This window comes from Campylobacter sp. S4:11 (assembly GCF_024723695.1).
In the GTDB taxonomy this organism is placed as follows: domain Bacteria; phylum Campylobacterota; class Campylobacteria; order Campylobacterales; family Campylobacteraceae; genus Campylobacter_D; species Campylobacter_D jejuni_C.
This window is the reverse complement of the sequence record NZ_JANQDC010000002.1, coordinates 1-14,082: the sequence shown is the minus strand read 5'-3', so window position 1 is coordinate 14,082 and position 14,082 is coordinate 1. Positions and strand designations below refer to the sequence as shown.

The following is a 14,082-nucleotide window of genomic DNA, read 5'->3' as shown; positions in this document are numbered from 1 at the left end:
GGTTTATTTTGCAAAGTCCACATATTCCTGTTTTATTGCAAGAAGTTTTAGATGTTTTTGATGATTTTGATGGTGGAGATTTTTTAGATTGTACTTTAGGTTATGGAGGACATTCTAAAGCATTATTGCAAGCTCATAAAAAACTAAGATTAATTGCTTGTGATAAAGATTTAGAAGCTTTAAATTTTTCTAAAGAATTTTTAAAAAATTTTCAAGATAGAATAAGTTTTAACCATATAGCTTTTAAAGATATTTTAACTCAAATTCCAACGCAAAACTTAAGAGGAATTTTAGCTGATATCGGTGTATCTTCTTTGCAGCTTGATAAAAACGATAGAGGTTTTTCGCTAAATTCTGATTTTTTAGATATGAGAATGGATCAAAACAATCCTTTAAGCGCTAAAGAAGTGGTGAATTCTTATAGCAAGGAAGCTTTGGAGCGAATTTTTAAAGACTATGGAGATTTAGCACCGGTTGCTTCAATGCTTGCTCAAAAAATTATCAATGCAAGAAGCCAAAAAGAGATTGCAAGTGCAAAAGAATTAAGTCAAATCATAGGAAATGCTAAGTTAAAAGGACGCAATGTATCTTTAGCTTTGCTTGTGTTTCAGGCTTTACGTATAGAAGTGAATAATGAGCTTGGCGAGTTAAAATCCTTACTTGAAAGTATAGAAAAAGCAAAATTAAAAGATTGCAAATTAGCTATTATTAGTTTTCATTCTTTAGAAGATAGGATAGTAAAAAATACTTTTAAAAGATGGGAAAAAGACTGTATTTGTGATGAAAGAGCCATAAAATGTGAATGTGGTAAAAATCATAGTCTTGGTAAAATTTTAAGTAAAAAAGCTATAAGTGCCTCCAAAGAAGAAATAAGCTATAATAGTAGATCAAGTTGCGCAAAAATGAGAATTTTTTATTTTAGGTAAATAATGGTTGAAGAAGATTTTTTAAAAGAAAAACAAAATATACGCGAAAAAATGTTGAAATATTCTAGGGCTATTAAAGAAGGTAGGCCTTATGAGGAATATGAGCAAAATTTCAATGAAAGCGATCGCATATTAAAAAATAGAATACAGCGTAAAAAAAGACCTAAATTTACAGATTTTGATGAAGAATACGAAGAAAAACCTAAAAAACAATCCGCTATTTATTTAAAAGAAGATTTGATTAATGTTAAATTAGAAGAAAAAAAACCTTTTAAATTACAACTTAATTTTTTCAAAAAACAAAAAGAAAAATTTGATAAAAAAAATATTGCAAATTCTAAAATGCTTAAAAGTAGCAAATCGCCACAAGAAGTAAAAAAAGTAGAAAAAAAAGATTCTATCCAAATATCTAAAATTCTTACTCAAAGTAATGTTTTTGTCACTTCAAAATTTCAAGATTTAAAAGAAAAAAGAAAAGAAAAAGTCAAACTCAAACAAGAATTAAAAGAGCAAAAAAAAATCGAACAAGAAAAAATAAAAAAAGCTCAAGAAGAATTAAAAGAAAAAGAAAAATTAGCTAAGCAAGAGCAAAAAATTTTAGAAGAAAAAGTAAGGCTTGAAGAAAACCAAGAATATAATCAAGAAGATAAATATGAGCTTTTAGATAGCATAGTAAGCGAGGAAAATAAAAATTTAAGTCCTAAAAATTTATTATACGCAGGTTTAATGATAGCATTTGCTTTGTTGATATTTTTCCCACAAATTTACATCAGAAATCAAATTTATTATGTAAGTAGAGATATAGCGGATTTAAGATCACAAGAACTTGTTTTGGATGAAGAAAATAAAGAACTTCGAAGGCAACTTGAAATGCTTTATTTTCAAAATCAAGTTTTAGACTTTTTAGATTAATCTTGTGTTTGAATGATTTTTTCTAAAACATATTGCTCAAGTTGGTTTTTTGGAATTTCTTCTTTAATAGCTTGATTATAAATATTTTCTGCTATTTTTGAGTATTTTTCATAAGCAAAATATGGAAAATGTAAAACCCAAGCTTTTTTTAGTAATCTTTTGCTAATGATTTTTCTAGTGTAAATTTTAAAAATATCATAGCCAATAAAAACACAAGCAGTGACAAAAATAGCACTTAAAATGCTAATATGAAAATCAATAATTGTTAAAAAATAATGTGTAATTAAAATTAGAGGAATGATAATTAAAGCACAAAAAAATGCATAAATAAGATAAGAATTAAACACTTTAAATTTAAAATTTAATTTTGCAGGATCTACCATCATACCTTCATTAAACAAGGCGTTTGCTTCTAGTAAATCTTTTAAATTAACAGGTTGATTTGAAACTTTAAAAATAAAGTTTAAAATAAATTCTTGTATTTTCATTGTTTTACCCAAAATTAGTATGTGATTTTTGTGATTTTAACATTTTTGTTTTTAAATAAACTAAATTTTAAGTCTTGTAAATGAAATCTTGTGTTAAAATTTATATTATTTTAATATCAAAACGGAAGAAAAATGGCAGATTCTAGATTTATGATGAATGTAAAAGGTATAGCTAAAAGTTTTATACCTAGAAAAATTTATCAAAATCAATTGCAAAATATTTTAAAAAAAATTTTAAAATTAAAAAATATAGATAATATTATTACTCGCTTAAATTATTACAATCTACAAAATGATTTTTTTGATATAAAAAATTTTCAAAATTATGAAAAAATAGGAAAATTTCCTTTTAAAAAAACTTCCTATGCTTATGATGCTTATGCAATTAGTAAATATTTTAATGATGATTTTTTATGGATTAAAGGTTTTGGGGATATTAGTTATAATCTTAAATATCCAAGCATAGCTAAATCAAGACCGGTTGAAAATGGTTTTAATAACATCATTTTAAAATTAGATAAAAACAGACATTTTGATTTTATACAAGATAAAAATCAGTTTGAAGATAAAAAAGACTTACTTTTTTTTAGAGGTGCGATTTATCAGCCTCATCGTATTAAATTTTTTGAAAAGTATTTTGATAATTCTCGTTGTGATATTGCTCATGTTGGTGGTAGAAAAATTCAAGCCGAAAAATGGATTAAAAATTTAAATTTTAAAATCAGCAGAGCCTATCAAACCCAGTTTAAATTTTTACTTTCATTAGAAGGCAATGATGTAGCAAGCAACTTAAAGTGGGCGATGAAAACAAATTCGTTAGTTTTAGCCCCCAAAATGCGTTATGAAACTTGGTTTATGGAAGGAAAGTTAGTTCCAAATGAGCATTTTGCTTTAATTGATGATGATTATGAAAATGTAGAAGCTTTGCTTGATTATTATTTAGCTAATCCACATAGAGCAAAAGAAATCATTCAAAATGCCCATGTTTACATAGAGCAATTTTTAGATGAAAAGATAGAATTTTATATAGGAATTTTAGTTTTAGCTAAGTATTTTTATTATTCTAATCAGCTTGATTTACCAAAAGATATTGTTGATTTATTTGATTAAAAGGAGGGTTTATGCAAGAAATGGAAATAGTATTTTTAAATGATGAGTTTGTAAAAGCTAGCGAAGCTAAAGTGAGTGTTTTTGATAGAGGTTTTATCTTTGGAGATGGAATTTATGAAGTAGTTCCTGTGGTAAATGCAAAAATAGCTGATAAGGAAGAATTTTGGGAGCGTTTTGAGCGTAGCTTGGCTCAAATTGAATTAGAAATTCCTTATACAAAAGAAGAATTTGAAAATATTTTAGAGCAATTAATCATTAAAAACTCTCTTAAAGAAGGTGGACTTTACATGCAAGTTACTAGAGGGGTTGCTAGTAGAAATTTTGCTCTTTTAAAGGGACTAAAACCTACTATTATGGCTTTTGCTTTTGAATGCAAGGTGATTGAGCATGAGTGTGCTAAAAACGGGGTGAGTACTATTTCAACAGCTGATTTAAGATGGAAAAGAAGGGATATAAAATCTATTTCTTTATTAGCTCAATGTCTTGCAAAAGAAGAAGCTGTTAAAGCTAAGGTTTTTGAAGCTTTTATGGTAGAAAATGCTTTAGTAACGGAAGCTTCTAGTAGTTCAGCTTTTATTATAAAAAATAAAACTTTAATCACTAAGCCATTTTCTAATGAAATTTTACCAGGAATTCGCCGTAAAAATATCTTGAAATTTGCAAAAGAACTTGGTCTTAAAGTAGATCAAAGAGCTTTTAGTATGAAAGAAGTATATGAGGCTGATGAGGTGTTTATTTCTGCAGCTACTTTTTTGATTTTGGGTGTTATAAAAGCAGATAGCAAGGTAATTAATGATGGTAAAGTAGGTTTTTATACTCAAAAGTTAAGAGAAAAATATGTAGAAAAAATACAAAAAGAGGTTTTTTAATCAAAACCTGCGTTTGTAAATTCTTTAGGATTATCAAGAGCGTAGCGGAATTTTTCCCAGTCTATTTGTTTATCCCAAATAGCTACGATTAAAGCTGCTACGCTATTACCACATAAATTTCCTACCGCACGAATTTCAGACATAAATTTATCCACACCCAAAAGTATAGAAATAGCAGCCACAGGTAAAACCTCTCCTAAGCTTGCTCCTAAGCCATTGTTAGCTTCTGCTATATGCATATTAGATAAAGCTGCAAGTGTGCTTCCTAGTATGATAAAACCTGAACCAGTTACACCAACAGCACCTTTTGAAGCTATCATTAGTACGATTAAAATGCTAATTTCATGCATTAAAGAAAGCTCCACATTAAAAGCTTGTGCAAGAAAAATCAAACTCATAGCTAAATAAATATTAGTACAATCAAGATTGAAACTATACCCAGTCGGCAATACCAAACCCACGGTGGCCTTTGAAATTCCTGCTTTTTCAAGTTTTCTCATAAGTGGGGCTAATGCTGATTCACTAGAACTTGTAGCAAAAACTATCAAAACTTCTCTTGAGATAAAACGCATAAATTTAAAAATATTAACTTTGGCAATAAAACAAATAAGTCCTAAAACTCCAAAGATAAAAAGCAAAGAGGCAAGCAACATAACAACAAGCAAATATCCTAAATTTAATAAAGAATCAAGCCCATATTTTGCCACTAAAAATGCCATCGCAGAAAAAGCAGCAATAGGAGAAAAATACATAATAATTTCTAGAATTTTAAAAACAAAGCTTTGCATTATTTCTAAGGTTTTTTGTATAGCTTTTCTCTCATCAACCCTCATAAGTGAAACAATAAAAGCACAAGCTAGAGCTATAACTAAAATTTGCAAGGTTTTTCCTTCGCTAAAAGCAGCGATGATGTCAGTAGGTATAGCATCTTTTAAAATATGCAAAATCTCATTTTGCGCGCTTATTTCTATGTTTTTATTAACAAATTGAGCTACGCTATCTTTATCTAAGGTACTTGGATCAAGATTCATTCCTTTTCCAGGTCCCATAATATTTGCCATAAAAATACCAATAGCTAAAGCAAAAGTACTCACTACTTCAAAGTATAATAAAGCTTTAGCACCTATACTTCCAACTTGTTTTAAACTCTCAAGACTAACAACTCCTAAAACAATAGTTAAAAATATAATAGGTCCTATGAGAATTTTTAAAGCTTGTATAAAATAATCCACCCCGATTTTACTAGCTAATGCAAGTTCTTTATCTAATAAGCCAAGGCTAATGCCAGCTATTATTCCTATAATTACCCAAAAACCTAAATTTTTTAACATTTTTTTGATTTTACTTGGTTTTTTATGAGTAATTACTATCATAAAAACTCCTTTATAATTTAAAAGCGACACATACTAGCAAAGAAAAACTTATTTTTATAACTAAAATAAATAAAAAATAAACAATAATCCTAAAAATAAGAATTTTTTAGCTTATTTTGTAGATAAAAGTAGCATTTTGTAGTATTTTCATCTGATTTATTATGAAATAAATAATGATAATGTTTATCTAAATTTAAGAAAGCTAGTACTATACTTGCGACTATGATTTTAAAAATGAATATCATTTTTGGAGAAAATAGTGTTTAGAAAAATAAGTTTATTAATGATTTTTTTATTTTGTTCTATTGTTTATGCTAGAGAGATTGATTATCAAAAAGAAGCTCAAGCAATCAAGCAAATTTTAAATGAAAGCATGATTTTATACAAAGAAAATAAAAATTTAGAAGCAAAGAAAAAAGCAGAAGATGCATACTTTCAGCATTTTGAAACCATGGAAGGTTCTATTGGGCGTAATGTCGGTAGAAAAGCCATTGTTATGGAGCGTAAATTTGTTAATTTAAGAAAGCTATATAAAAATAAAGAAGATTTTTCTAAAATAGAAGCTTTGATTAGTAGTTTGTATTTTGATTTAGATGAAATAGTTCCTATTTTAGAAAAAGGCTTTCAACTTAAAGCTGAAGCTAGTGATGTAAAATATGATAAAAAAGCAGCTGAAAGCTCATCTTTAAAAGCAGAAAAAGAGCGTCAAGCACAAGCTGAAGCGATGTTTGTAGCTTTACTTGGAGAAGATGTTAAAGAGCAAACTTCACAAAACTCAACTCAAAGTTTGATTGCTCAAGAGCAAAGCACTCAAAAAGATGAAGCATTGCTAGCTTTGCAAGAAGCTTCAGCTTTGGATACAAGATTGCAATTTTTGATGGATTCAATGATTTCAAAGCTTGATCAAGCTGCATTAGCTTTTGTAAATAAAGACTATCAAAAAGCTAAAGATTTGATTCAATCAGCATTATTTGAAGACTATAGAAACTCAAAAGTAGAAGTTTTAGTAGCAAGATATACTAAAGCAGGAGTGGATAAAAAAATTCAAACCAAGCTTAGAACTATTATAAGAAAAATCAATGCTAATACTTTAGATGAAAAAACTATTAGAGATGAAATTTCAAACATATCAGATTTACTATATGAAGCGTTTTTAGCTTTGCCTAAAGAAGAATTAGCCTTACTTCAAGTTAAAGGTTTTGATGAAAGTGTTATGAGTGCTAAAAACTATACTAAAATATATGATGATATGAAAATTGCTCTTAATGATATTTTGCAAAATTATGAGGGATTTAGTTTAAATAGCATAGATGCTTTGCAAAATGTGTATTTGGATATTTTTGAAGCAAGTGGTATGGAAAGTAAAATTGGTGCCATTGATAGTGCTTTAAAATTAAAAATCGAAAGTTATTTTTCAAAAGGTGTTGCACTTATTAAAGCAAGTGCTTCTAAAGAAGAATTAAAACAAAATTTTGATGAGCTTAGTACATTAGTAGAAAGCTCTTTGGATAAAATTCAAGAATCTTCACCTATGTCTTTATTTATATGGGCTTTGGGTATTATCTTAAGAGAAGGCTTGGAGGCTTTAATCATTGTTGTAGCTATAGTTTCATACCTGGTTCAAAGTGGCAATAAAAAGCGTTTAAATATAGTATATTCAGCACTTTGGAGTGGGATATTTTTAAGTTTTGTAACTGCATTTTTTATTTCATGGATTTTTAAAGAACAAGCAGGGCAAAGTAGAGAGTTACTAGAAGGTGTTACCATGCTTGTGGCTGTTGCATTGTTATTTTATGTAGGTTTTTGGCTTTTATCAAATGCACAAAATAAAAAATGGGCAAATTATGTAAAAACTCAAGCAGTTGAAGCTATCTCGAATAATTCAGCAAAAACCTTATGGTTTAGTGTGTTTTTAGCTGTATATAGAGAAGGTGCTGAAACTATTCTTTTTTATCAAGCTTTATTATTTGATGCAAAAACAAGCACAGATTATAGTTTTATATTTATAGGATTAGCTAGTGGATTAATCATACTTATAATACTTTATTATTTATTAAAAGCTGGTGCTTTAAAAATACCAGTAAAACAATTTTTCTATATAACTTCATACATTATTTTTTATATGGTCTTTGTCTTTACAGGCAAAGGCATTGGTGAGCTCATAGAAGCTAAGGTTATCACCCCAAGCTTACTTCCTTTTGATTTTGAAGGAATTTTATGGCTTGGAATTTATCCTTACTATGAGAGCATCATACCTCAGTTTATGGTTTTAATCTTACTCATTATGGGTATTTTTATAACAAAGCAAATTTCAAATAAAAGGGAAAAAATATGAAAAAAACTTTATTAAGTTTAGGCGCAGCAGCTAGTATTTTAGCTAGTTCAGTTTTTGCAGCAGAGGTGCCAATTGGCGATCCTTATGAGTTAAATGGTATGGAAATAGCAGCAGTTTATTTACAACCAATCGAAATGGAGCCAAGAGGGATTGATCTTGCAGCAAGTTTAGCAGATATTCACCTTGAAGCAGATATTCATGCATTAAAGGGCAATAAAAACGGCTTTCCAGAAGGCTTTTGGATTCCTTATTTAACTATAGCTTATAAGCTAACTAATCTTGATAATGGTAAAGTAAAAACAGGAACCCTTATGCCTATGGTAGCAGATGATGGCCCTCACTATGGTGCAAATTTAAAAATGGATACAGGCATAGGAAATTATGAGTTGGTATTTTTAATAGAAAGCCCAGAAAAACAAGGTTTTGGACGCCATGTTGATAAAGAAACAGGTGTTGGTAAATGGTTTGAGCCATTTTCAGTTAAATACAACTTCAAATACACAGGAAAACCTAAGTGATTCTTCCCTAGCTTTTTTGCTAGGGTTTATTTATAAAATTATTGATTTTATAAATAAATTCTATCAAAGAAGAGCCTATGTCGATTTATTTTGTACATTTTTTTGGAGTATTTTTTTCTTATGCGCTTTTAAGTGCTTTATTTTTTTATAATTTAAAAAATTCTTTAGTGTTTAAACTTGCTTTTGTGGGTTTTGTTTTTTCTTATTTTGCTTTTTTTATTAGCGCTAAAACACTAAGTTATGATTTGTTATATTTTTCTAATGATATTTTATTTGTTTTATTGTCTTTGGGTGTTATTGTTTTTTCTTTTATAAAAAATAATTTTTTAAAAGAAAAAATTCAAGCAATATTGCTTTTTTTATTATCTTTTGTTTTTGGTATAAAATACTTACATATTTCTATAGACTTTCCTATATTAAGCACTAATTTTTTAGATTCTTTAGCGATTAGTTCTTTTGGGCTTATTTTGCTTGCTTTTGTTGTGTGTTTTGGGACTTATCTTTTTACAAGATGGCTAAGAGAATTTAAATTTAAGTTTTTAAATTTATTTTTATTTATTATAGTGATTTTTTATCTAAATGAAGCTTTAGCTCAAATTTTATTACACCTTATGAGAGAAGGTATGATAGAAACAGAAAGTTTATATTTAAGCTATGTGGCAAAAAGTGTATATTATACTAAATTTTATACATACATATGGTTTTTATTGCTAGGAATTTGTATAGTTTTAGCTCTAAAGCAAAGAGCGAGAGAAAACACCAAGAAAAAAGATTTTGATATAGAATTTAGAAAAAATCAAGCAAAAAATTCAACTATAACTAGCTTTAGTGCAAGTATTTTTAGTGCTATGATTTTAAGTCTTTGTATTTTTCTCTTTTATGACTTGCATGCTTCAAGACCAATCACCATAGACGAGCCAACCTATGTAGAGCCAAATGAAAATGACGAATTTGTCTTTGATGTAGCTATTTTAAGAGATAATAACTTACACCGCTTTGCTTATATTAGCGATGAGGGTAAGGTAGTGAGATTTTTCTTAATTAACAAAAGAGAAGATAAAGACTCTCCAGTAGCAGTTTTTGATGCTTGTAGTATATGTGGGGATATGGGTTATGTGAAAAAAGGTGGAGAGTTAATTTGCATTTCATGCAATGTTAGAATTTTCTTACCAAGTGTAGGTAAGGCAGGTGGGTGTAATCCTATCCCTATGAAATATAAATTTGAAAATGGTAAAGTTATCATACCTTTTTCAGAAATTTTAGATGGGGTAAATTTTTTCACTCAAGTAGTAGAAAAGAAAGTTTATGATCCTATTGATCATACCGAACTTATTAATTTAAAAGCACCAAGATCTTATGTTTATAAAGGAAGAACATATTTTTTTGCTAATGAAAAAAACTATGAAGAGTTTAAAAACGATCCTTTAAAATACATCGATATGAATAAGACTTCAAAATATAGAATTCATAATTTATTAGGAAATGACTATGCAAGTTAAGATTGTAAAAAATTCCATTTTTCAAAATAAAATTCAAAAATCTCTAGCCTTACTAACGATTTTTTTAGCTACTTTGCTTATGGCTACGATGTTAAATCTTACTTTAGGCATAGGTAATGAAATCACAAAAGAACTAAGAAGTTATGGATCAAATATTTTAGTTTTACCTAAAGGTGCAAGTTTAAGTGTAGAAGTGGGTAATAAAATCTATGAGCCTTTGAAAAATCAAAATTTTTTAGAAGAAAGCAAACTCCATACTATAAAAGAAATTTTTTGGAGAAATAATATCAACGCCTTTGCGCCATTTTTAGATACCCAAGTAAAAATTCAAACTCCAAATGCAAATTATGAAAATATCTCTTTAGTGGGAACTTATTTTGATAAAGCTATAAAGGTGCAAGATGATGATGATTTTTATGCAGGTATTAAAGAATTATACAAATATAGTCAAATCAAAGGAAAATACCCAAAAGATGATAGTTTAGATGAAGTAATGCTAGGAAAAGATTTAGCACAAAAGTATGATTTAAAAATAGATGATGAAATTACCCTTTTGCAAAATGATCAAATTTTTAAAGTAAAAATTGTTGGTATTATAGACTTAACTCAAGCCTTTTCAAATAAAATTATCACCTCTTTACTTTTAGCACAAAAGCTTTCTAAAAAAGAAGGTTTATTTGCCAAAGCAGAAGTTTCAGCTTTAACTATACCTGAAAATGATTTAGCGCAAAAAGCAAGACGTGATGTAGATAGTCTTAATCAGCTTGAGTATGATCAGTGGTATTGCACTGCTTATGTAAGTTCTATTGCTTATCAAATCGCAGAAGATTTTAAAGGTGCTAGTACAAAAGTAGTAAGTGCGATTTCAGATGCAGAAAGTTTGATAGTATCTAAAATTCAATCTTTAATGGCAGTAGTTAGCATTATATGTTTAATTGTAGCTTCTATAGCCATATCATCTTTAATGAGTGCGGATATTTTTAGAAGAAAAAGCGAAATAGGACTTTTAAAAGCTTTAGGTGCTAGTACTTTGCAAATTTATATGATTTTTGCGTTAGAAGGGGTTGTGGTAGCTTTAGTTGGGGCTGTTTTGGGTTTTGCTTTTGGTGTGGGAGTTTCAGAAGTTATTGCTCTAAGTATATTTGATCATACTATTGCTATATCTTGGATTATTTTACCAATTTGTTTATTTTTTGCGGTGCTTATAGTATTTTTAGGATGTTTGTTTTCTATCAAAGGAATTTCTAAACTTTCTACTTCAGAGGTTTTATATGGCAAATAATTTTTTTATGCAAGAGGTTTTTAAGTCTCTTATTTTTTCTTATAAAAGAGTTTGTATTATTTTTATAGCTGTGTTTATGGGTGCTATGGTCAGTGCTTCATTTTTTAATATTTATTTTGATATTGACACAAAATTGTCCAAAGAATTGAAAGCTTATGGAGCTAATTTTATCATCACGCCAAAAGATGATGAGTTTTTAAGCATGGATGAATTTAATCAAGCTAAAGAAAACTTGAAAGCAAAAGCTTTAACCCCATTTTTATATGGTTTTTATAATCTTGAAAGTTCAAGTGCGGTAGTTGTTGGGGTTGATTTTGCAAATTTAAAGCTTACCAAGCCTTTTATGGAAGTTTTAAAAGGAAGTTTCTCTTTGAGTGATTTTAGTGAAGATGGTGCCTTTGTGGGAGCGGATTTAGCTAAACAACTTGAACTTAAAATAGGACAAGAATTACAAATTTATAACCCAAGCATTTCTAAAATAGTCAAAGTAAAAATCAAAGCCATTTTAAGAAGCAATGATGAGCAAGATGGGGTTTTAATCATCTCTTTAAAAAAAGCGCAAGAATTAGCAGCTAAAGAAGTGATAAATTATGCTCAAGCTATTTTACTAGGCGATTATGAAAGTTTAGATCAAAAAGCAAAAGAACTTAGTAAGGCTAATGTAGAAGCTAAAGTCATAGCCTCAGTATCCATTAGTGAAGGTGTGATTTTAGAAAAGATTAAAGCTTTAATGGCTTTGATTAGCTTAACGATTTTACTCATTAGTTCTTTGAGTGTAAATACTACTCTTAGTGCAGTGATTTTTTCAAGAAAAAAAGAAATAGCCCTGCACCTTGCACTAGGAGCTAAGCATAAAGAAGTTATTAAACTTTTTGGAGCTGAAGTGTTTATTTTAAGCTTAAGTGCGAGTTTGCTCGGTGCTTTTTGCGGATATTTTTTAGCAAATATTTTTGGATATTTGATTTTTAATGCAAGTATAGATTTTAGATTGCTTTCGGTATTTTTTGCAGTGCTTGTTTCTTTAGTATTTGCATTTTTTGCAAGCATCTTACCGCTAAAAAAAGCTTTAAAAATCAATGTTTGTGAAAATTTAAAGGGTGAGTGATGAAAAATATTATAAAAATTTCAAATTTAAATCGTAATTTTAATGAAGTTAAAGCTTTGCAAAATATCAACCTAGAAGTAAAGCAAGGCGAATGGCTAGCCATTATGGGTCCATCAGGTTCAGGTAAATCAACACTTTTAAATATACTTTCTTTGATGGATACTCAAAGTAGTGGGGAGTATTTTTTAGATGATAAAGAAGTTGGAAATTTAAGTGAAGAAGAAAAAAGTGTGATTAGAAGAGAAAAAATAGGTTTGATTTTTCAACAATTTCATTTAATACCTTATTTAAATGCCTTAGAAAATGTCATGCTAGCGCAGTTTTATCACTCAAGTATAGAGCAAAAAGACGCTATAATGGCACTAGAAAAAGTAGGGCTTTCACACAGACTTACGCATTTACCTAGTCAGCTAAGTGGCGGGGAGCAACAAAGGCTATGTATAGCAAGAGCTTTAGTGAATGATCCTGAAATTTTATTAGCAGATGAGCCAACTGGAAATTTAGATGAGGCAAATGAAAAAAACATTCTAGAGCTTTTTTGTAAATTAAAACAAGATGGCAAAACCATAGTTTTAATCACTCACAATCCAGACTTAGCCACATTTGCTGATAGAACTATCATTTTAAGTCATGGAGTAATGAAAAGTGAAAATTAAAAGTATAATTTTAGCTTGTTTGTGTTTAGTTTTTTTAAGTGCGTGTTTTGAAAACAACAATAAAAATGGCGGTAAAATAGGTCTAAAAGCACCAGAAATCGCAGCTAAAAATTTAGAAGGTGAGAAAATTAAACTAGCTGATTTTGATAATCTCATTGTTTTAACTTTTGTAGAGCAAGGTTGTGCTTCTTGTTTAAAAGATTTGCCACTTTTAGAAAAACTAGCTAACGAATACCCTAAAAAAATCACTATTTTGGCACTTGATTCTATAGATAAGGGGAAAGATTTTGAAGAATTTGCTACAAAATATGATTATAAAAATATTATATTTTTGCAAGATGATTTAGATATATCGTGGCAAAGATTTAGCGTTTTTGTGGTGCCAACTACTTTTGTCATTAAAGATGGAGTTGTGCAAGATAAAATCATAGGAGAAAAACCATGGTCACAGCTAAAAGCTTCTATTGCTTCTTGGCTTTAATAGGCATTTTTTTCTTTAGTGCATGTTCAGATAATGAATTTCAAACCCTAAATTCAAATCAAAACTATACTTTCAAATATGATGGTTTTGAAAAAACCTTAAAAATACAAAATACAAATCAAGCTTATGCTTTATTTTTTTTCACGCAAGATTGTGGTGCATGTAATGCACAAATTCCTATGCTAAATGAACTTTATAAAGAAAGAAATTTTTCTATTTTAGCAGTGTTAAATGGAGCTAAGTCAAAAGAAGAAGCTCAAAAAATTCTTTTGGAAAAAAAGCTAGATTTGCCACTTTTATATGAAGCTAAAGCAAGCTCGTTTTTGTCTAAAGCAGTGGGTGGAATTTATGGTGTGCCTGTGATAGTTTTTTATGATGAAAAAGGTAATATGAATGAAAAATTCATCGGACTTACTCCAAAAAGTGTTTTAGAAAACAAGATTAAATTTTTACAATAAATTTAGGTATTTTATAAAGTATATTTCGGTAAAAAATAATTTAAAAATTTATAGCACTATTTTTTTACTC

General features: G+C 28.6%; 14 protein-coding genes. 12 read left to right on the top strand and 2 right to left on the bottom strand.

Annotated elements, in window-relative coordinates:
- Positions 1-8: 8 nt before the first annotated feature.
- Both rsmH and CAMP5053_RS00710 read left to right on the top strand, forming a co-directional pair.
- Complete coding sequence (gene rsmH, locus CAMP5053_RS00715) at positions 9-926, top strand: 16S rRNA (cytosine(1402)-N(4))-methyltransferase RsmH (RefSeq protein WP_087700005.1); 918 nt, start codon at positions 9-11, stop codon at positions 924-926.
- A gap of 3 nt (positions 927-929) precedes the next feature.
- Entirely contained in the window at positions 930-1,838 is a 909-nt protein-coding gene (locus CAMP5053_RS00710) for a hypothetical protein (protein ID WP_192866630.1), read from the top strand.
- On the opposite strand, the gene CAMP5053_RS00705 is transcribed toward CAMP5053_RS00710, so the two are convergent.
- Entirely contained in the window at positions 1,835-2,326 is a 492-nt protein-coding gene (locus tag CAMP5053_RS00705) for a hypothetical protein (protein WP_337217081.1), read from the bottom strand. The genes CAMP5053_RS00710 and CAMP5053_RS00705 overlap by 4 nt on opposite strands.
- A gap of 132 nt (positions 2,327-2,458) precedes the next feature.
- Between CAMP5053_RS00705 and CAMP5053_RS00700 the strand changes: the two genes are divergently transcribed.
- Both CAMP5053_RS00700 and CAMP5053_RS00695 read left to right on the top strand, forming a co-directional pair.
- Positions 2,459-3,436 carry a glycosyl transferase family 90 gene (locus tag CAMP5053_RS00700; RefSeq protein WP_337217080.1) on the top strand — a complete coding sequence of 326 codons (978 nt, stop codon included), beginning with the start codon at positions 2,459-2,461 and terminating at the stop codon, positions 3,434-3,436.
- A gap of 11 nt (positions 3,437-3,447) precedes the next feature.
- Complete coding sequence (locus CAMP5053_RS00695; RefSeq protein ID WP_214126542.1) at positions 3,448-4,305, top strand: D-amino acid aminotransferase; 858 nt, start codon at positions 3,448-3,450, stop codon at positions 4,303-4,305.
- Here the strand turns inward: CAMP5053_RS00695 and CAMP5053_RS00690 are convergent.
- Positions 4,302-5,678 (bottom strand): cation:dicarboxylate symporter family transporter, encoded by a 1,377-nt coding sequence (locus CAMP5053_RS00690; RefSeq protein ID WP_337217079.1) that lies wholly within the window; start codon positions 5,676-5,678, stop codon positions 4,302-4,304. The two genes, CAMP5053_RS00695 and CAMP5053_RS00690, sit on opposite strands and share 4 nt — an antisense overlap.
- Positions 5,679-5,961: 283 nt before the next feature.
- Between CAMP5053_RS00690 and CAMP5053_RS00685 the strand changes: the two genes are divergently transcribed.
- The 8 genes from CAMP5053_RS00685 to CAMP5053_RS00650 all read left to right on the top strand — a co-directional run bounded on the left by CAMP5053_RS00685 (position 5,962) and on the right by CAMP5053_RS00650 (position 14,012).
- Positions 5,962-8,013 (top strand): FTR1 family iron permease, encoded by a 2,052-nt coding sequence (locus CAMP5053_RS00685; protein WP_337217078.1) that lies wholly within the window; start codon positions 5,962-5,964, stop codon positions 8,011-8,013.
- Positions 8,010-8,531, top strand: coding sequence for a ferrirhodotorulic acid transporter, periplasmic binding protein (locus tag CAMP5053_RS00680; protein ID WP_012661874.1), 522 nt, complete (start codon positions 8,010-8,012; stop codon positions 8,529-8,531). Before CAMP5053_RS00685 ends, CAMP5053_RS00680 begins: the two co-directional genes overlap by 4 nt.
- A gap of 77 nt (positions 8,532-8,608) precedes the next feature.
- Positions 8,609-10,030, top strand: a complete 1,422-nt coding sequence (locus tag CAMP5053_RS00675; RefSeq protein WP_337217077.1) for a Fe-S-containing protein — start codon at positions 8,609-8,611, stop codon at positions 10,028-10,030.
- A complete protein-coding gene (locus tag CAMP5053_RS00670) occupies positions 10,020-11,312 on the top strand; it encodes an ABC transporter permease (protein WP_337217076.1) in 1,293 nt (430 codons plus the stop codon). The genes CAMP5053_RS00675 and CAMP5053_RS00670 overlap by 11 nt, the downstream gene beginning before the upstream one ends.
- Positions 11,302-12,417 carry an ABC transporter permease gene (locus tag CAMP5053_RS00665; protein WP_337217075.1) on the top strand — a complete coding sequence of 372 codons (1,116 nt, stop codon included), beginning with the start codon at positions 11,302-11,304 and terminating at the stop codon, positions 12,415-12,417. Before CAMP5053_RS00670 ends, CAMP5053_RS00665 begins: the two co-directional genes overlap by 11 nt.
- Complete coding sequence (locus CAMP5053_RS00660) at positions 12,417-13,073, top strand: ABC transporter ATP-binding protein (protein ID WP_012661870.1); 657 nt, start codon at positions 12,417-12,419, stop codon at positions 13,071-13,073. The genes CAMP5053_RS00665 and CAMP5053_RS00660 overlap by 1 nt, the downstream gene beginning before the upstream one ends.
- Positions 13,063-13,554: a TlpA family protein disulfide reductase gene (locus CAMP5053_RS00655; protein ID WP_337217074.1), complete on the top strand. Its 492-nt coding sequence runs from the start codon at positions 13,063-13,065 to the stop codon at positions 13,552-13,554. The genes CAMP5053_RS00660 and CAMP5053_RS00655 overlap by 11 nt, the downstream gene beginning before the upstream one ends.
- Positions 13,515-14,012: a TlpA family protein disulfide reductase gene (locus CAMP5053_RS00650; protein WP_087700024.1), complete on the top strand. Its 498-nt coding sequence runs from the start codon at positions 13,515-13,517 to the stop codon at positions 14,010-14,012. Before CAMP5053_RS00655 ends, CAMP5053_RS00650 begins: the two co-directional genes overlap by 40 nt.
- Positions 14,013-14,082 lie beyond the last annotated feature (70 nt).